Below are 16,989 nucleotides of genomic sequence, written 5' to 3'. Positions count from 1 at the left end.
TGCATGGCGACGGCCCAGCAGGCTTTTCCAACCCCGGAAAAGGCTGCAGAAGCCTTTGTCGAAGCACTGGGCACGGAGCACGCCGACCAGGCACGCCTGACCGAACTGCTGGGCAATGACTGGCACATTTACATCCCCCGTGAAGGCGTGCAGCGCAAAGATGTGGATGCGTTCTTGCAGCAATATCGCGAGCAACACCACTTTGAAAACACCAGTGACCGTCAGGCTGTCCTGGCGGTCGGCAGTGAGAACTGGACACTGCCTATCCCCCTGACAAAAAACGAGAACGGTTGGCGCTTCGACATGAAGGCCGGCAGTGCCGAGATCCGTGCACGTCAAATCGGCCGCGATGAACTTGCCGCGGTGCAATCGGTGCTGGCCTATCACGATGCCCAGATGGACTATGCGTCGGTGGATCGTGACGATGATGGCGCACTCGAGTATGCGCAGAAAATCTTCAGCACCCCCGGCAAACACGACGGACTCTATTGGGCCGAAGACGACAGCGGCCAGATCAGCCCGCTGGGGCCTTCGTTCGGCAAAGCCATTGCCGACGAAGAATGGCATGGCTACCGCTTCCGCATCCTTCATGGCCAGGGTCCTTCGGCACCGGGTGGTGCCTACAGCTACCTCATCGGTGACAAGATGAGCCGCGGCTTTGCGCTGATCGCCTGGCCGGCGAAGTACAACGACACTGGCGTGATGAGTTTCATGATCAGTCATGAAGGCCAGGTGTTCGAGAAAGACCTGGGGCCCGAGAGTGAAAAACTGGCGCTGGCGATGAAGCGCTTCGATCCGGATGACAGCTGGAAAGAGGTGCCTGAAGATCAGGAGTAGCAGGCGTGACCTGCTACCAGCCTTCAGAACGGTTGAAAGCCGTTATCTGATCGACAGGACAAATCGGTCTTCGCCCCCCGTGCTGTCGTTGCAGGAGGGTTGCTCAAGCTTGAATCCGCACCGTTCAAGTACTTTTCGCGAGCCCAGGTTTTCCTTGAAGGCATAGGCAACCAGTTGCGCAAGCCCCCAGCGCATCCGCGATTCCTGGATCAAATGCCTCAGCGCCAGTGTCGCCAGCCCCTGGCCGCATGCGCACTCGGCAATCCGATAGCCGACTTCAGCGGAACGGGTCGATGAGTCGATGCTTTTCAAATTGGCTCGACCGACGATTCTCTGACTGGAATCCTCAATGACAAAGGGGTGCCAGGCACCAATGGCGAAATCGGACAAATAGCTTTCGATATGATCGGCGACACCCTGCAACGAGTAAAAAGAAGGGTCGCGCGCATCGATATGGGATTCGAACCATTCACGGTTCTCGATTTCGAACGCCAGCAACGCTTGAGCGTCAGTCTTTTTCAGCTCGCGAACGCTAAATGATTCCATTCATCACCTCTGCTGTGTCTTGCGCCGAATTGGCTCGAGTCTATCTCATACCTGAACAACCTGGCCGGGCCTTCCTCCTCTCGAACGCGAGCGGCTTGCACAACACATATGGAAAAACGTATATTCGAATAACCATATGTACAGAGCCGCGCCAATGCTCAATCCTGCCGCCGTATTCAAATGCCTGTCCGACGAAACCCGCGCCCGGGCCACTTTGCTCATCACTCGTGAAGGCGAGTTATGCGTGTGTGAACTGGTCTGCGCCCTTGACGACAGTCAGCCTAAAATTTCCCGCCATCTTGCACAGCTACGCGGCTGCGGCCTGCTTCTCGACCGCCGTCAGGGACAGTGGGTGTATTACCGGCTCAACCCCGATCTGCCCGCGTGGGTTCGCGACGTTCTCGAAACGACCTTGCTGGCAAACGCCGACTGGCTTGCGAACGACAGCACTCGCCTTGCCGCGATGGGCGACCGTCCGCTGAACACTTCCGCCTGCTGCTGACCTTTCATTCATCGAGACTGTTCATGTTTACTGCATTTACCATTTTCCTGCTGACCATGGTGTTGGTCATCTGGCAACCCAAGGGCCTGGGCGTCGGCTGGAGCGCTTCCCTGGGCGCCATCCTGGCCCTGCTGGCAGGCGTCGTTACACTGCACGATATTCCGCTGGTGTGGGCCATTGTCTGGAACGCCACCGCGACCTTCATCTCGCTGATCATCATCAGTCTGCTGCTCGATGAGGCCGGGTTTTTCCAGTGGGCCGCATTGCATGTGGCACGCTGGGCCAAGGGTGACGGGCGGCGCCTGTTCGTATTCACGATACTGCTGGGGGCCGGTGTATCCGCCCTGTTTGCCAACGACGGTGCAGCCCTGATCCTGACCCCCATCGTCGTTTCAATTCTGCTCGCACTGCGTTTTTCGCCAGCCTCTACCCTGGCGTTCGTCATGGCGGCCGGTTTCATTGCCGACACGGCGAGCCTGCCCCTGGTGGTGTCCAACCTCGTCAATATCGTTTCGGCTGACTACTTCGACCTGGGCTTCAGCGAGTACGCCGCCATCATGGTGCCGGTCAACTTCGTTGCCGTGGCAACCACCCTCGTGGTGCTGTATTGGTTTTTCCGGCGCGACATTCCCAGGCACTACGCTCTCGATGACGTGATGGATCCGCGACGCGCCGTGCGTGATCCCCTGACCTTCCGCGTCGGCTGGATGGTCCTGGCTCTGCTGCTGATCGGGCTGTTTGCCCTGGAACCCTTGGGCATTCCCATCAGCGCCATCTCAGCGGTCTGTGCCGCGATGCTGTTCGCCGTGGCGGCGCGTGGGCATGTGATTTCAACGCGACGGGTGCTGCGTGAGGCGCCCTGGCAGGTCGTGATCTTTTCGCTGGGCATGTACCTGGTGGTATACGGGCTGAAAAACGCCGGACTGACCACCTACATGACCATGGCCCTGAACCGCACGGCCGAATTCGGCATCTGGGGCGCCGCGCTGGGCACTGGGCTGCTCACGGCCTTGCTGTCATCGGGCATGAACAACATGCCGACGGTGCTGGTGGGTGCCCTGTCGATCCAGGCCAGCGACGCCACCGGTGTGGTGCGTGAAGCCATGATCTACGCCAATGTCATCGGCTCTGACCTGGGCCCCAAGATCACCCCCATCGGCAGCCTGGCCACCCTGCTCTGGCTGCATGTCCTGGAGCGCAAGGGCATCCGCATTACCTGGGGTTACTACTTCAAGGTCGGCGTGGTCCTGACGCTGCCGATTCTGTTCATCACCCTGTCTGCCCTGGCCCTGCGCCTGAGCGTTTAGCCCCCGTGCGACTGCAAAGAGGAGTCACCATGCGCGTTCTGTTTATGTGTACCGCCAATAGCTGTCGCAGCATCCTGTCCGAAGCCATGTTCAACCATCTCGCCCCCGAAGGTTTCGAGGCGATCAGTGCCGGCAGCTTCCCCAAGGGCCAGGTGCTGCCCCGCAGCCTGAGCACGTTGCAAGAAGCCGGTATCGCCATCGACGGCTTGAGCAGCAAAGGCAATGAGGCTTTCGAAGCCAACCCGCCGGACATCGTCATTACGGTCTGCGACAAGGCCGCCGGTGAGGCGTGCCCCGTGTATTTCGGGCCGGCACTGAAAGCTCATTGGGGCCTGGAAGACCCATCGGACATACAGGGAGATGAAGCGATGGTATCGGCTGCGTTCCACTCAACCCTGGCGCGCATCGAAACACGCTGCCGGGCATTGCTCGACCTGCCTTTTGCACAACTTGACCGCGATGCGCTGAAGCGGGAACTCGACCGCATCGGCACGCTTTGACCGGAGCCCCCATGACCCATCCCCTGCCCAATCTCGACACCTCACTGACCCAGCCCATCGCCAGCGGACGCGACGACCAGCACAAGCCGCGCATCCTGTTGCTATACGGCTCGACTCGTGCGCGCTCGTTCAGTCGCCTGCTGGTCGAGGAAGCAGCCCGGTTGCTCGAACACTTCGGCGCCGAGACCCGGATCTTCAACCCATCAGGCCTGCCGCTACCGGACGACGCGCCCTCCGATCACCCGAAAGTCCAGGAACTGCTCGCGCTGATGCAGTGGTCCGAAGGCCAGGTCTGGTGTTCGCCAGAGCGCCACGGTTCCATGTCCGCGGTGTTCAAGGCGCAAATCGACTGGGTGCCGTTGGCGTTGGGGGCCGTTCGTCCGACCCAGGGGAAAACCCTCGCGGTCATGCAGGTCTGCGGCGGCTCCCAGTCTTTCAATGTGGTGAATCAGCTTCGTGTGCTGGGGCGCTGGATGCGCATGTTCACCATCCCCAATCAATCTTCCGTGCCAAAGGCTTTTCTGGAATTTGACGAGGCCAATCGCATGAAACCCTCGTCGCTGTACGACAGGGTGGTGGACGTCATGGAGGAGCTGGTGAAATTCACCCTGCTGCTACGGGATCGCCCCGATCTGGTTGATCGCTACTCGGAGCGAAAAGAATCCGCAGAGGAACTGAGTCAGCGCGTAAATCAGCGGTCGATTTGACTGTAGAAATGCTCCCCCAGGCTCGATAGCCGAAAAAAGTCGCAAACCCCACAACGCTTCAGGGCTTGCGACTCTTTGCCGATACGTCCCTCAAGCTCCCGGGACGTTTTCTACGGCATGCCTGCCGTATTCATTGCCGAACGTGCAGGCTTAGTTCTCTACCTCAACTGCGTCGAAATCCGGTTCGTCCGGAGCATCCGGGGCGTCCGCCACATCCTCTCTGGCGTCCTTCGCCTCAACTTTGGCGGCGTCACGGGCTGCATCCGCAGTCTCTCTGGCCGCGTCCCGGAGCATCGTTTCGCCCCAGGCTGATATGTTTATTTTCAGACATCTTGCATATGGAATTTTATTGTGTCATTTATAGCTCGCCGATCACAGGACTGATCCACCACGCCAACCCGGATGGCGGACACCCGCTTCCCCCCAATGCCCTCCAGGGAGTCAACAATATGAACAAGACAGAACTTCTAGGTGCTCTGGCGCTGTGCGCTTTCAGCTTCCTGGCACATGCCGACGAAGACAGCCTGCGTATCGGTATCGAAGCCGCCTACCCGCCCTTCTCCTTCAAGACACCCGAAGGCAACGTCAGCGGGTTCGACTACGACATCGGCAACGCCTTGTGCGAAGAAATGCAGGTCAAGTGCGAGTGGGTCATTCAGGAGTTCGACGGCATGATCCCGTCGCTCAAAGTGCGCAAGATCGATGCCGTGCTGTCGTCGATGTCGATCACCGAAGACCGGATGAAGTCCGTGGACTTCAGCAAAAAGTACTACCACACGCCGGGCAAGTTCGCGATGAAGGCCGGCAACGTGATCAATGACCCGTTGGTGGACCTCAAGGGCAAGAAACTCGGCGTGCAACGCTCCTCGACTTACGATCGTTTTGCCACCGAGCAACTGGAAAAAGCCGGCGTCGCCGTGGTGCGCTACGGCTCGCAGAATGAAGCCTTCCTCGATCTCGCCTCGGGTCGCCTGGACGCCACCCTCGCCGACATCGTCAACACCGATGAGAGCTTCATCAAGACACCCGCCGGCCAAGGCTTCGCGCTCACAGGCCCCGACATCAACGACCCGAAATATTTCGGCCGGGGCGCCGGGATCGCCGTGCGCAAAGGCGACAGTGCCAACGTTGCGCGCCTGAGTGCCGCGATTGACGCCATTCGCGCCAATGGCAAGTACCAGCAAGTGATGGCCAGGTACTTCGCGTTCGATATCTACGGCGAGTAAGCCTTACTCCTGCCCCCCCGATCCAAGACCCGGCGACGGCCCGTTGCAGGCGTCTGTCGGGACTTGTCATGCGCGCCTCGCGGCGCTCGCTTGAGGAACTTCATCATGCTTCACGGCTACGGTTCGAGCATTCTCGATGGCGCCTGGCTGACCATAAACCTGGCCCTGACATCCATGTCCCTGGCGATTGCCCTGGGCCTGGTCGGCGCGGCCTTTCGCCTGTCACCGCTCAAATGGCTGGCCATGCTCGGGGAAAGCTACACCACCCTGATTCGCGGTATTCCAGACCTGGTGCTGATCCTGCTGATCTTCTACGGCGGCCAGGATCTGGTAAACCGCATCGCCCTGGCGCTCGGTTACACCCGCTATCTCGACATCAACCCCTTTATCGCCGGCGTCTGCACCATGGGCTTCATTTTTGGCGCCTACCTCTCGGAAACCTTTCGCGGCGCCTTCATGGCGATCCCCAAGGGTCAGGCCGAGGCCGGTGTGGCTTATGGCATGGGCGGTACTCAGGTGTTCTGGCGAATCCTGGTCCCGCAGATGATTCGTTTCGCCATCCCCGGGTTCACCAACAACTGGCTGGTGCTGACCAAATCCACCGCGCTGATCTCGGTGATCGGCTTGCAGGACATGATGTTCAAAGCCAAGAACGCAGCGGATGCCACACACGAGCCATTCACGTTTTTCCTCGCAGTGGCAGCGCTGTACCTGATGCTCACCAGCCTGTCCTTGCTGGTGCTGCGCTATCTGGAAAAACACTACTCGGTCGGCATCAAAGCCGCCGAATTGTGAGGGGGAGCCGCCCATGATTCTCGACTACAACCTGATCTGGGAAAACCTGCCGCTGTACTTCAATGGCGCCCTGTTGACCCTCAAAGTCCTGCTCATTTCCCTGGCCCTGGGTCTGGTATTGGCGATTCCACTGGCACTGATGCGGGTGTCGCGATCGCCGCTGATCAACTTCCCGGCCTGGCTCTATACCTACGTGATTCGCGGTACGCCGATGCTGGTGCAATTGTTCCTGATCTATTACGGCCTGGCGCAGTTCGAAGCGGTGCGCCAAAGCGTGCTCTGGCCTTACCTCTCCAGCGCCACCTTTTGCGCCTGCCTGGCCTTCGCGATCAACACCAGTGCCTATAGCGCAGAGCTGCTGGCCGGCAGTCTGAAATCCACCCACCCTGGCGAGATCGAAGCCGCCAGGGCCATGGGCATGTCACGCCTGACCCTGTATCGCCGCATTCTCATGCCGTCGGCCTTGCGCCGGGCACTGCCGCAATACAGCAACGAAGTGCTGATGATGCTGCAAACCACCAGCCTGGCCTCCATCGTCACCCTCGTCGACATCACCGGGGCCGCACGTACGGTGAGCTCACGCTTCTATCTGCCATTCGAGGCGTTTATCACCGCCGGCCTCATCTACCTCGCCCTGACCTTCATTCTGGTGCGCCTGTTCAAGCTGGCCGAGCGCCGCTGGCTGGCGTATCTGGCACCGCGCAAGCACTAAGGAGCTGCTATGGAGCACATTCAATACCGGTTGCCGTGGAGTGCCTCGGGCACCGAACGAACGCTGTCGCTGTTTCGTTTTGGCCGCGGACCACGCAAGGCCTACATCCAGGCGTCACTGCATGCCGACGAATTGCCGGGGATGCGCGTCGCCGTCGAGCTCAAGCGCCGTCTTCTGGAGCTGGAAACACAAGGCCGCCTGACCGGGGTGATCGAGTTGGTGCCCATGGCCAACCCGATCGGGATCGCCCAGATGTTCCAGGCCACCCATCAGGGGCGCTTCGAGTTCTCCAGCGGCAAGAACTTCAATCGCGACTTCCCCGAGTTGGTCGATGCCATTGCACCGCTGCTGGAAGGCCGATTGGGCGACGATGCCGACGCCAACATCGCACTCATCCGCCGCGCCATGGGTGAGGCCCTGGCCGCCATGCCGGCACCGACCTCGGAGCTCGACGGTCTGCGCCGCCTGTTGCTGCAGCATGCCTGTGACGCCGATGTGGTGCTGGACCTGCACTGCGATTTCGAATCGATCATGTTGATGTATGCGATGCCGCAAATCTGGCCGCGCCTGCAGTCACTGGCCGCACGCCTTGGCGCCGGGGTCACGTTACTGGCCGAAGATGCGGGCGGCAGTGCCTTCGACGAAGCCTGCGCCATTGCATGGCTACACCTGGCCGAGCGGTTTCCCGAAGCCAATATTCCCCTGGCGTGCGCGGCCACCACCATCGAATTGCGTGGCATGGCAGACACCGAACGCGAGCAATGCCTCGACAGTGCACAGGCCATTCTCGGGTATCTCGCCGAGCAAGGCCTGATCAGCGGTGACTGGCCAGCGGCACCACCGAGCCATTGCCAGGCCATGCCATTCGCCGGCGCGCAGTACGCCTGTGCACCCCACCCGGGTGTGGTGAGTTTTCTGCAACCGTTGGGTGCCCAGGTCAAGGTCGGCGATCCGCTATTCGAAGTCATCGACCCGCTAACCGACCGCCATAGCGTGGTCAGTGCCAGCACCGACGGCATTCTCTATGCCCGCGAACGGCTGCGCTTTGCCCAGCCGGGATTGTGGTTGGCCAAAGTGGCAGGCGTCACCCCCATTCGCCAGGGTCGCTTGCTCAGCGACTGATTCCAGAGAGTTCAAACCATGTACAAACTTGAAGTTCGAGACCTGCATAAAAGCTACGGAGCGCACCAGGTGCTCAAGGGCGTGTCCCTGCAGGCAAAGGCCGGTGACGTGATCAGCCTCATCGGCTCCAGCGGCTCTGGCAAAAGTACGTTCCTGCGCTGCATCAACCTGCTGGAGCAACCCAATGCGGGCAATATCGTGCTCAATGGCGAACCGCTCAAGCTGGTGGCCAACAACTCCGACGGGATGAAGGCGGCCGAACCCAAACAGTTGCAACGCATGCGTTCGCAGCTATCGATGGTGTTTCAACACTTCAACCTCTGGTCCCACATGAGCGCTCTGGAAAACGTCATGGAAGCCCCGGTGCATGTGCTGGGCCTGGGCAAGAAAGAGGCACGGGAGAAGGCCGAGCACTACCTGAACAAAGTCGGTGTGGCGCACCGCATGAACGCCTGGCCGGCGCATATGTCCGGTGGCGAGCAGCAGCGCGTGGCCATTGCCCGCGCACTGGCGATGGAGCCGCAAGTGATGCTGTTCGATGAGCCGACGTCGGCGCTCGACCCCGAACTGGTCGGCGAAGTGCTTAAAGTCATGCAGGATCTGGCGCAGGAAGGCCGCACCATGGTGGTGGTGACTCACGAAATGGGCTTTGCCCGTGAGGTTTCGAACCAACTGGTGTTCCTGCACAAGGGCGTTGTCGAGGAACGCGGCGACCCGCGTCAAGTGCTGGTCAACCCACAGTCCGAACGCCTCCAGCAGTTTCTGGCCGGAAGCCTGAAGTAAGCGCCTCCATCCATTGCACGGCGCTGCCCGACAAGGTTGGCTTCGGATACACTCCAGCCAACCTTGTCAGGGCATCAGGCACAGCCCTTCTCTCACCCTCAGGAAATGTTGAGCTGGATATGCCAACCCCATCGAAAGACACCACCGTCTATGCCGCGCCGGTCATGCGCAAACTCACGGAAATCGTTTCCGATCTGCCGCCGTCACTGCGCAAGGTCGCGGACTTTATCCTGCGTCACCCGCTCAAGGCCGCGACACTGACCATCGAGGAGATGGCTCACGAAACATTGACCTCACCCGCCGCCGTCAACCGCCTGGCCAAAGCACTGGACCTCGGTGGCTACAGCGGCATGAAGGCCGAGCTGGTCGCAACGTTGCAGCAGATGGTGTCGCCGGTCGACAAACTGCGCAACGAACTTGCCCATCGACCCGGCGGCGCGTTCGGCCTGCATGAGCAACTCCAGAGCGCCAGTAGCAACCTGGCCACCGCGGCGAGCAACAACCACGCCGACACCTTTGAAGCATTCGTCACTCGCCTGACCAAAGCGCGCAAGATCTACATCCTGGGCTTTGGCAACAGTGTCTACTTCGCCGGTCTCGCCGCCTCGACCCTGATGCCCTTCTGTGCGGACGCCACGGCCATCAGCATGGAGGGCGGAAACGAAAACGCCGCTTACCGTCTGGCTGCGATCACCGATCAGGACGTGCTGCTGGCGATCACCCTGCCGCGCTACTCCCTCGACACCCTGCAACTGGCACGCTTCGCCAATGAACGCGGCGCATCGGTGCTCGCCATTACCGACTCACCCGCCTCGCCACTCACCGGCATAGCCCGGCACACGCTGTTTGCGCCTTGCGATCACCCCGTGCTGACCAGCTCCAACATCGCCGTACTGGCCTTGATCGAAGGCTTGGTCGCCGGCGTGATGGCGCGCAATAAAGAAGCGGTCAAACTGGCAACCGAACTGACGGAAAGCGTGATGTCGTACCTGCACATCCCTGCCAGCGGTAAACCGGCAAAAAAGTGAGTGATGGAAATACACCGCCAGGATGACGAAGCCGACAGTCGCGCCGATCATGGTGGTCGAGAACCCGTACTCGAAGGTCCCGAAGGTGAGCAAATCCTCTGTCAGCGATAATGCTGGCTTAATTCAGATACGGTGATATCGCCTGAATCAACGCCTTCGGCACGCGGTGAGAACAGTCCTCCAATTGTAAGAGCCCATTTCAACCACTACACTCCAGCCCATGAAACGCTACCTGCGGTTTTGCCTCATTTTCGTGATTAGCCTGGTGCTTCCCCTCAGCGGGATGGCGGGTGTTCAGGCGCCCACAGAACCTTGCCCGACGAAGACGATGGGCATGGCGATGATGGATGACATGGCAATGGACTGCTGCAATGACATGAAAAGCCCGACGGAGCATGGCAAGCCCTGCAAGCCGGGCCAGGAGTGCAAGACAGGCGGTATGCTGCAAGTCTCGATCCTCAAGCCTCCTGTCACCGTGTTCAGCCCCGTAGTGGTTTCCTTCTTCAGTGATTCCCTGCCCGTACAAACCCCGTCCGGGGTATGGCGACCGCCTCGCGTTTGATTCCTGTCCAACATTGAGCCTCATTCCGCACTAGCGGGATGGACTGGCTGCGCGCCTGTCTTTTTGACGCGTGCAGTGGATGATCACAGGAATCCAAAACATGAACTCCAAGTGCTATTGCACAGGCTGGTCCCTCGTGGCCGGTCTGGCGGCAAGCGTACTGGCATTGCCGGGCGTCGCTGCCGCACTGACTCTTGATGAAGCGCTGCGGCTGGCCGAAAACAATGCGCCGTCGCTGACTGCACAAGATGCAAAGATTCAGGCTGCCAGCAGTGCGGCTATTCCAGCGGGTGAATTACCTGACCCCAAGTTGCTGGCAGGTGTGCAGAACTACCCCATCGGCGGCCCGGATCGCTGGAGCATCAACGACGACTTCATGACCATGCAAATGGTCGGGGTCAGACAAGAGATGCCCAACAGCGACAAGCGCAAAGCACGCATTGAGGTCGCCGATGCGGCCGTTGATCGCGCTGCGGCAGAGCGTCGGGTCGAACGTTTGAAGGTACGCCAATCCACGGCACTGGCCTGGATCAGTAGCTACTCGGTCGAGCGAAAAGATGCGCTGTTCCAGGACTTCTACAAAGAAAACCGCCTGCTGACCGATACCGTCCGGGCCCAGATTGCCGGTGGCCGCGCTCAGCCCGCCGATGCGGTGACACCCAAGCAAGAAGCGGCTCGACTGGCGCAGCAACAGGACGATCTGGTTCTCCAGAGAGCGCAGGCCCGAGCGGCCCTCAAACGCTGGATTGGCTCCGCCGCCAACGACAAGCCTGTGGGCACCTTGCCGCAGTGGCCTGTCGATTCCTCAAGCTACGCCCATAAACTGCAACACCACCCCGAGTTGGCAGCGTTTGCGCCGATGACCCGCGAAGCGCAAGCCAAGGTTCGTGAAGCCGAGTCGGAGAAAAAGTCAGACTGGAGCTGGGAGCTTGACTATCAACATCGCGATCGCCAGTTCGGCGACATGGTCAGCGTGCAATTGTCCTGGGACTTGCCGCTGTTTCCTGACTCCCGGCAAAACCCCAAAATCGCAGCCAAACAGGCTGAACTCAGCCAGCTTGAGGCTGAGCGCGAAGCCCTGTCACGCGAGCACACACAGCAACTGGAAAACGAACTGGCCGACTATGAGCGTCTGAATCGTGCGGTAAGCCGCAACCAGGAAAGCCTGTTGCCGCTGGCCAGGGAAAAGGTCGAACTCAGCATGGCCAGCTACCGTGCCGGCAAAGGCGATTTAAACGCCGTTGTGGCCGCCCGACGTGAACTCATCGAAGCCCGACTCAAACAGATCGACGTGGAAGAACAGCGAGCACTGACCAGCGCGCGTCTGTTTTTTGCTTATGGGGAGTCCAGCCAATGAACCATAAAAAATGGAACGGGGCGTTGCTGGCAGGCATCTCGCTGGCATTGGGTGTTGCCGGTGGTTACTGGTTCGCTCCCAAGCGCATGAGCGGAGTACCAAGTACCGCCCCGGAGCAGAGCCTCAATTCACTGGATGAACGCAAGGCTCTGTACTGGTATGACCCCATGTACCCGCAGCAAAAGTTCGATAACCCGGGTAAGTCCCCCTTTATGGACATGCAACTGGTCCCCCAGTACGCCAGCGGCGTCGGGGATCGTGCGGCCGTCAGTATCGATCCGAGCCTGACCCAGAATCTTGGTCTGCGTTTTGCGACTGTCACTCGTGGCGTCTTTGAGTCCAGCCTCGAAGTAACCGGTGTCTTGGCGTTCAACGAACGTGATGTCGCTGTGATTCAGGCACGCACCCCTGGCTTTGTGGAGCGGGTCTATGCCCATGCACCCGGTGATGTGCTCAAGGCCAACGCGGCATTGGCGGATATCCTGGTGCCGGAGTGGGCGGCCGCCCAGACAGAGTTTCTTGCCCTCAAGCGCAACGGTGATACCGATCTGTTGGCTGCGGCCCGCCAGCGACTGAGACTCACAGGGATGCCGGTTGCGTTAATCACTCAGCTAGAGCGCAGTAGCAAAGTCCAACCGAACCTGACCCTCACCAGCCCCATCAGCGGCGTGCTGCAAGAGTTGAACGTACGTGCGGGTATGACCGTGGCGACTGGCGATACCCTGGCACGCGTCAATGGCTTGAGCAGTGTCTGGCTCGCCGTGGCCGTACCGGAATCGGATGCCGGAGCTATCACCGTGGGGCAGTCAGTCGAAGCGCGATTGCCAGCCTTTCCAGGGGCAACGCTCAGTGGCAAGGTCAGCGCGATTTTGCCTGAAACCAATCCGGACAGTCGCACGCTTCGTGTGCGGGTGGAACTGCCCAATCCAGATGGGCGCCTGAGACCAGGTTTGACGGCGCAGGTCCGCCTGAATCGTACAGTTGAGCAAAGTGTATTGTGGGTGCCGAGCGAAGCGGTGATTCGCACTGGCCGACGTGCCTTGGTGATGCTCGCCGAAGATGCGGGCCGCTACCGCCCAGTGGAGGTGCAACTCGGGCAGGAGAGCGATGGCAAGACGGCGATTTTGAAAGGTCTGGGCGAAGGTCAGAAGGTGGTTACGTCTGGTCAGTTCCTGCTCGACTCGGAGGCCAGTCTCAAGGGCATCGTTGCAAGCTCGGAGGAAGTGTCACCACCCAGTGCGGCCGCCGCCAGTTTTCATGAAGCGGATGGGCAGATCGTTGAGATCAACGATAAAGACGTCACGCTCGCCCACGGTCCCTTCAAGACGCTGGGCATGCCTGGCATGACGATGACGTTCCCACTCGCCAGTCCGGCGCTGATGCAGGGCCTCAAGGCGGGTGACAAGGTTCGGGTCGCGGTGAGCCAGACCGACGATGGCTTGCGTGTCGAGCGCCTGGATAAATCGGGGGGGCAGCCATGATTGCTACCCTGATTCGTTGGTCGGTGGCCAACCGATTCCTGGTGCTACTGGCGACGTTGTTCGTCACGGCTTGGGGTATCTGGTCGGTGCAGAGCACGCCCATTGATGCGCTGCCAGACCTTTCCGATGTGCAGGTGATTATCCGCACCCCTTATGCAGGACAAGCGCCGCAGATTGTCGAGAATCAGGTGACCTATCCGTTGGCCACCACCATGCTCTCGGTGCCTGGCGCCAAGACCGTGCGTGGTTATTCCTTCTTCGGTGACAGCTTTGTCTACGTGCTGTTTGAAGACGGCACTGACTTGTATTGGGCTCGCTCGCGGGTGTTGGAGTACCTGAGCCAAGTACAGAGTCGGTTGCCGGCCAGCGCCAAGCCAGCGTTGGGGCCGGATGCGACGGGGGTGGGTTGGATCTATCAGTACGCACTGGTGGATCGCAGCGGTGGACACGATTTGGCGCAACTGCGCGCACTTCAGGACTGGTTTCTCAAGTTTGAGCTCAAGACGCTGCCCAACGTCGCAGAGGTGGCGACAGTCGGCGGGATGGTCAAGCAGTACCAGGTGCAACTGGATCCGCTGAAACTCGCCAGCCTCGGTATCACTCAGGCCGAGGTGACCGACGCTATCGGCAAGGCCAATCAGGAAACCGGTGGCGCGGTGCTGGAGATGGCAGAAACTGAGTTCATCGTGCGGGCTTCCGGCTACCTGAAGACGCTCAATGACTTCCGCTCGATCCCACTCAAGTTGGGTGCGGGCGGCGTGCCGGTGACCCTTGGCGATGTCGCCACGATTCAGTTGGGCCCGGAAATGCGCCGTGGCATCACTGAACTCGACGGCGAGGGCGAGACCGTCGGTGGCGTGGTGATTTTGCGCAGCGGCAAGAACGCTCGCGAGACCATTGCGGCGGTCAAGACCAAACTCGACGAACTGAAAAGCAGCCTGCCGGCCGGCGTGGAAATCGTCACCACCTACGATCGCAGCAAGCTGATCGACCGCGCGGTGGAAAACCTCAGCCACAAGCTCATCGAAGAGTTCATCGTCGTCGCCTTGGTCTGCGGAATCTTTCTCTGGCACTTGCGCTCATCGCTGGTGGCGATCATTTCACTGCCGGTGGGGGTGCTGATTGCCTTCATCGTCATGCGCTACCAAGGCATCAACGCCAACATCATGTCCTTGGGCGGAATCGCCATCGCCATCGGCGCCATGGTCGATGCCGCCGTGGTGATGATCGAGAACGCCCACAAGAAGATTGAGGCCTGGCACGTAGCCAATCCAGGGGAGGAACTAAAGGGCGAGCGTCATTGGCATGTCATGACCGAAGCGGCAGCAGAGGTAGGCCCGGCGCTGTTCTTCTGTTTGCTGATCATCACCCTGTCGTTCATTCCGGTGTTCACCCTGGAGGCTCAGGAGGGACGGCTGTTCGGTCCTTTGGCTTTCACCAAGACCTACGCCATGGCCGCAGCGGCGGGATTGTCAGTGACCCTGGTGCCGGTGCTGATGGGCTACTGGATTCGAGGACGAATCCCCAGTGAGCAACAGAACCCGTTGAACCGGTGGTTGATCCGGATCTATCAGCCGGCCCTGGACGCGGTCTTGCGTCGTCCGAAAATCACGCTGGTGGTCGCGCTGTTGGTTTTTGTCAGTGCGTTGTGGCCAATGTCGCGTTTGGGTGGCGAGTTTCTCCCGCCGCTGGACGAGGGCGACCTGCTCTATATGCCCTCAGCTTTGCCGGGATTGTCGGCGCAGAAAGCGGCGCAACTGCTGCAACAGACCGACCGTTTGATCAAGACCGTGCCAGAGGTCGAACACGTCTTCGGTAAAGCCGGTCGTGCCGAAACCGCCACCGACCCCGCACCGCTGGAGATGTTCGAAACCACGATCCAGTTCAAGCCACACGAGCAATGGCGTCCAGGCATGACTCAGGAAAAGTTGGTAGAGGAACTGGATCGCGTGGTGCGCGTACCCGGTTTGACCAACATATGGATACCGCCGATTCGCAACCGTATCGACATGCTGGCGACGGGTATAAAGAGCCCGATCGGTGTGAAGGTTGCTGGCACCCATCTGGCGGAAATCGATGCGGTCACCCAAGTGGTCGAGCGAGTAGCCAAGGACGTGCCCGGTGTCAGTTCGGCTCTGGCCGAGCGATTGACCGGCGGCCGCTATATCGACGTGGATATCGACCGCAAGTCCGCCGCTCGTTACGGGCTGAACATCGCTGATGTGCAGTCCATCGTGGCCGGTGCCATCGGCGGTGAAAACGTCGGCGAAACCATTGAAGGGCTCGCACGTTTCCCGATTAACGTGCGTTACCCAAGGGAATGGCGTGACTCGCTCGGCGCTCTGGAGCAACTGCCGATCTATACCCCGCTGGGTAGTCAGATCACCCTTGGCACGGTGGCGAAGGTCAAGGTCAGCGATGGCCCACCGATGCTCAAAAGCGAGAACGCACGGCCCTCTGGTTGGGTATACATCGACGTGCGGGGCCGGGACATTGCCTCGGTGGTCGCCGATCTACGCCGGGTCGTCAACGAGCAGGTCAAGTTGCAGCCCGGTATGAGCCTGAGCTACTCAGGGCAGTTCGAATTTCTTGAAAGAGCCAACGCTCGACTCAAGCTGGTGGTGCCGGCCACGCTGTTGATCATCTTCGTGTTGCTCTACCTGACTTTTGCCCGCTTCGATGAGGCCTTGCTGATCATGGCCACTCTGCCGTTCGCACTGACTGGGGGGGCATGGTTTCTCTATCTGTTGGGGTTCAACCTGTCGGTTGCCACCGGGGTCGGTTTCATAGCCTTGGCCGGGGTTTCCGCCGAATTTGGTGTGATCATGCTGCTCTACCTGAAAAACGCGTGGGCCGAACGTGAAGACCTTGGCGACAGCACTGAGCGCGGTCTGGTGGCGGCGATTCGTGAAGGCGCTGTGCAGCGCGTTCGGCCCAAGGCCATGACCGTGGCCGTGATCATTGCCGGTCTGTTACCCATCCTGTTGGGCAGCGGCACCGGCAGCGAAGTGATGAGCCGCATCGCCGCGCCCATGGTCGGCGGTATGGTCACTGCACCCTTGCTGTCCCTGTTTGTCATTCCGGCAGCGTATCGCCTGATGCGTCGCCGGCACCTCCAAGTTAAAACCAACACCCCTCAAGGAAAAGTCGTATGAAACTGACCCTGATTGCAGTCGCAAGCACCGTATTCGCGCTATCACTTTCTGCCCGCGCGCAGGACATGCCGGGCATGAAAATGGACGGCATGGAAGGTATGCAGATGAAGCAGGAAACTAAACAGGCTCCGGTCTCGAATGCCGAAGGTACGATCAAGGCTATCGATATTTCGAAGGGCACGGTGACGATCTCCCACGGCGCCGTTCCCGCCCTGCAATGGCCGCCGATGACGATGGCCTTTTCCGTGACGCAAGATCAGTTGTCGGGGTTGGCGCCTGGAGACCGGGTATCGTTTTCCTTCCGGCTAGAGGGTAACAGCGCCTCGATTGTGTCCATTAAGAAGTAAATTCCGGTGTTGGAAGTGTCCG

17 protein-coding genes are annotated in these 16,989 nt (G+C 60.0%); 16 read left to right on the top strand and 1 reads right to left on the bottom strand.

The annotated features are described in order from the left end of the window. Window positions 1-3 precede the first annotated feature (3 nt). The gene (locus BSF44_RS00330; protein ID WP_095941758.1) at window positions 4-837 is read left to right on the top strand and encodes a DUF2950 domain-containing protein; all 834 of its coding nucleotides are present in this window, start codon (window positions 4-6) and stop codon (window positions 835-837) included. A gap of 42 nt (window positions 838-879) precedes the next feature. On the opposite strand, the gene BSF44_RS00325 is transcribed toward BSF44_RS00330, so the two are convergent. Next, complete coding sequence (locus BSF44_RS00325) at window positions 880-1,383, bottom strand: GNAT family N-acetyltransferase (RefSeq protein ID WP_095941757.1); 504 nt, start codon at window positions 1,381-1,383, stop codon at window positions 880-882. A 154-nt stretch (window positions 1,384-1,537) separates the two neighbouring features. Between BSF44_RS00325 and BSF44_RS00320 the strand changes: the two genes are divergently transcribed. The 15 genes from BSF44_RS00320 (at window position 1,538) to BSF44_RS00250 (ending at window position 16,967) form a co-directional block, all read left to right on the top strand. Further along, the gene (locus tag BSF44_RS00320; protein WP_095941756.1) at window positions 1,538-1,885 is read left to right on the top strand and encodes a metalloregulator ArsR/SmtB family transcription factor; all 348 of its coding nucleotides are present in this window, start codon (window positions 1,538-1,540) and stop codon (window positions 1,883-1,885) included. 23 nt (window positions 1,886-1,908) lie between these two features. Further along, a complete protein-coding gene (locus tag BSF44_RS00315) occupies window positions 1,909-3,192 on the top strand; it encodes an arsenic transporter (protein ID WP_095941755.1) in 1,284 nt (427 codons plus the stop codon). 29 nt (window positions 3,193-3,221) lie between these two features. Further along, entirely contained in the window at window positions 3,222-3,692 is a 471-nt protein-coding gene (locus BSF44_RS00310; protein WP_095941754.1) for an arsenate reductase ArsC, read from the top strand. A gap of 11 nt (window positions 3,693-3,703) precedes the next feature. Continuing rightward, a complete protein-coding gene (gene arsH, locus BSF44_RS00305; RefSeq protein WP_095941753.1) occupies window positions 3,704-4,399 on the top strand; it encodes an arsenical resistance protein ArsH in 696 nt (231 codons plus the stop codon). 449 nt (window positions 4,400-4,848) lie between these two features. After that, complete coding sequence (locus tag BSF44_RS00300; RefSeq protein ID WP_095941752.1) at window positions 4,849-5,625, top strand: ABC transporter substrate-binding protein; 777 nt, start codon at window positions 4,849-4,851, stop codon at window positions 5,623-5,625. 105 nt (window positions 5,626-5,730) lie between these two features. Beyond that, window positions 5,731-6,420: an ABC transporter permease gene (locus BSF44_RS00295; RefSeq protein ID WP_095941751.1), complete on the top strand. Its 690-nt coding sequence runs from the start codon at window positions 5,731-5,733 to the stop codon at window positions 6,418-6,420. A gap of 13 nt (window positions 6,421-6,433) precedes the next feature. Continuing rightward, window positions 6,434-7,132, top strand: a complete 699-nt coding sequence (locus BSF44_RS00290; RefSeq protein ID WP_095941750.1) for an ABC transporter permease — start codon at window positions 6,434-6,436, stop codon at window positions 7,130-7,132. A 9-nt stretch (window positions 7,133-7,141) separates the two neighbouring features. Continuing rightward, a complete protein-coding gene (locus BSF44_RS00285) occupies window positions 7,142-8,254 on the top strand; it encodes a succinylglutamate desuccinylase/aspartoacylase family protein (protein ID WP_095941749.1) in 1,113 nt (370 codons plus the stop codon). An 18-nt stretch (window positions 8,255-8,272) separates the two neighbouring features. Beyond that, entirely contained in the window at window positions 8,273-9,037 is a 765-nt protein-coding gene (locus tag BSF44_RS00280) for an ABC transporter ATP-binding protein (RefSeq protein ID WP_095941748.1), read from the top strand. Window positions 9,038-9,156: 119 nt separating this feature from the next. After that, window positions 9,157-10,065, top strand: coding sequence for a MurR/RpiR family transcriptional regulator (locus BSF44_RS00275; RefSeq protein WP_095941747.1), 909 nt, complete (start codon window positions 9,157-9,159; stop codon window positions 10,063-10,065). A gap of 220 nt (window positions 10,066-10,285) precedes the next feature. Then, window positions 10,286-10,627: a hypothetical protein gene (locus tag BSF44_RS00270; RefSeq protein WP_095941746.1), complete on the top strand. Its 342-nt coding sequence runs from the start codon at window positions 10,286-10,288 to the stop codon at window positions 10,625-10,627. 100 nt (window positions 10,628-10,727) lie between these two features. After that, entirely contained in the window at window positions 10,728-11,984 is a 1,257-nt protein-coding gene (locus BSF44_RS00265; RefSeq protein ID WP_095941745.1) for a TolC family protein, read from the top strand. After that, window positions 11,981-13,465, top strand: coding sequence for an efflux RND transporter periplasmic adaptor subunit (locus tag BSF44_RS00260; RefSeq protein WP_095941744.1), 1,485 nt, complete (start codon window positions 11,981-11,983; stop codon window positions 13,463-13,465). Before BSF44_RS00265 ends, BSF44_RS00260 begins: the two co-directional genes overlap by 4 nt. After that, complete coding sequence (locus BSF44_RS00255) at window positions 13,462-16,620, top strand: efflux RND transporter permease subunit (protein WP_095941743.1); 3,159 nt, start codon at window positions 13,462-13,464, stop codon at window positions 16,618-16,620. The genes BSF44_RS00260 and BSF44_RS00255 overlap by 4 nt, the downstream gene beginning before the upstream one ends. Further along, complete coding sequence (locus BSF44_RS00250) at window positions 16,617-16,967, top strand: copper-binding protein (RefSeq protein WP_095941742.1); 351 nt, start codon at window positions 16,617-16,619, stop codon at window positions 16,965-16,967. Before BSF44_RS00255 ends, BSF44_RS00250 begins: the two co-directional genes overlap by 4 nt. Window positions 16,968-16,989 lie beyond the last annotated feature (22 nt).

Source organism: Pseudomonas sp. ACN8, from assembly GCF_002303925.1.
Lineage (GTDB): Bacteria > Pseudomonadota > Gammaproteobacteria > Pseudomonadales > Pseudomonadaceae > Aquipseudomonas.
This window is presented reverse-complemented; position numbering and strand designations above follow the sequence as displayed.

Excerpts from the sequence above, each read along its gene's own strand:
- BSF44_RS00330 (WP_095941758.1), top strand. The coding sequence starts at position 4 with ATGGCGACGGCCCAGCAGGCTTTTCCAACCCCGGAAAAGGCTGCAGAA.
- BSF44_RS00320 (WP_095941756.1), top strand. The coding sequence starts at position 1,538 with ATGCTCAATCCTGCCGCCGTATTCAAATGCCTGTCCGACGAAACCCGC.
- BSF44_RS00285 (WP_095941749.1), top strand. The coding sequence starts at position 7,142 with ATGGAGCACATTCAATACCGGTTGCCGTGGAGTGCCTCGGGCACCGAA.
- BSF44_RS00250 (WP_095941742.1), top strand. The coding sequence starts at position 16,617 with ATGAAACTGACCCTGATTGCAGTCGCAAGCACCGTATTCGCGCTATCA.
- BSF44_RS00325 (WP_095941757.1), bottom strand. The coding sequence starts at position 1,383 with ATGGAATCATTTAGCGTTCGCGAGCTGAAAAAGACTGACGCTCAAGCG.
- BSF44_RS00310 (WP_095941754.1), top strand. The coding sequence starts at position 3,222 with ATGCGCGTTCTGTTTATGTGTACCGCCAATAGCTGTCGCAGCATCCTG.
- BSF44_RS00270 (WP_095941746.1), top strand. The coding sequence starts at position 10,286 with ATGAAACGCTACCTGCGGTTTTGCCTCATTTTCGTGATTAGCCTGGTG.
- BSF44_RS00300 (WP_095941752.1), top strand. The coding sequence starts at position 4,849 with ATGAACAAGACAGAACTTCTAGGTGCTCTGGCGCTGTGCGCTTTCAGC.
- BSF44_RS00315 (WP_095941755.1), top strand. The coding sequence starts at position 1,909 with ATGTTTACTGCATTTACCATTTTCCTGCTGACCATGGTGTTGGTCATC.
- BSF44_RS00280 (WP_095941748.1), top strand. The coding sequence starts at position 8,273 with ATGTACAAACTTGAAGTTCGAGACCTGCATAAAAGCTACGGAGCGCAC.
- BSF44_RS00265 (WP_095941745.1), top strand. The coding sequence starts at position 10,728 with ATGAACTCCAAGTGCTATTGCACAGGCTGGTCCCTCGTGGCCGGTCTG.
- BSF44_RS00290 (WP_095941750.1), top strand. The coding sequence starts at position 6,434 with ATGATTCTCGACTACAACCTGATCTGGGAAAACCTGCCGCTGTACTTC.
- BSF44_RS00275 (WP_095941747.1), top strand. The coding sequence starts at position 9,157 with ATGCCAACCCCATCGAAAGACACCACCGTCTATGCCGCGCCGGTCATG.
- BSF44_RS00260 (WP_095941744.1), top strand. The coding sequence starts at position 11,981 with ATGAACCATAAAAAATGGAACGGGGCGTTGCTGGCAGGCATCTCGCTG.
- arsH (WP_095941753.1), top strand. The coding sequence starts at position 3,704 with ATGACCCATCCCCTGCCCAATCTCGACACCTCACTGACCCAGCCCATC.
- BSF44_RS00295 (WP_095941751.1), top strand. The coding sequence starts at position 5,731 with ATGCTTCACGGCTACGGTTCGAGCATTCTCGATGGCGCCTGGCTGACC.
- BSF44_RS00255 (WP_095941743.1), top strand. The coding sequence starts at position 13,462 with ATGATTGCTACCCTGATTCGTTGGTCGGTGGCCAACCGATTCCTGGTG.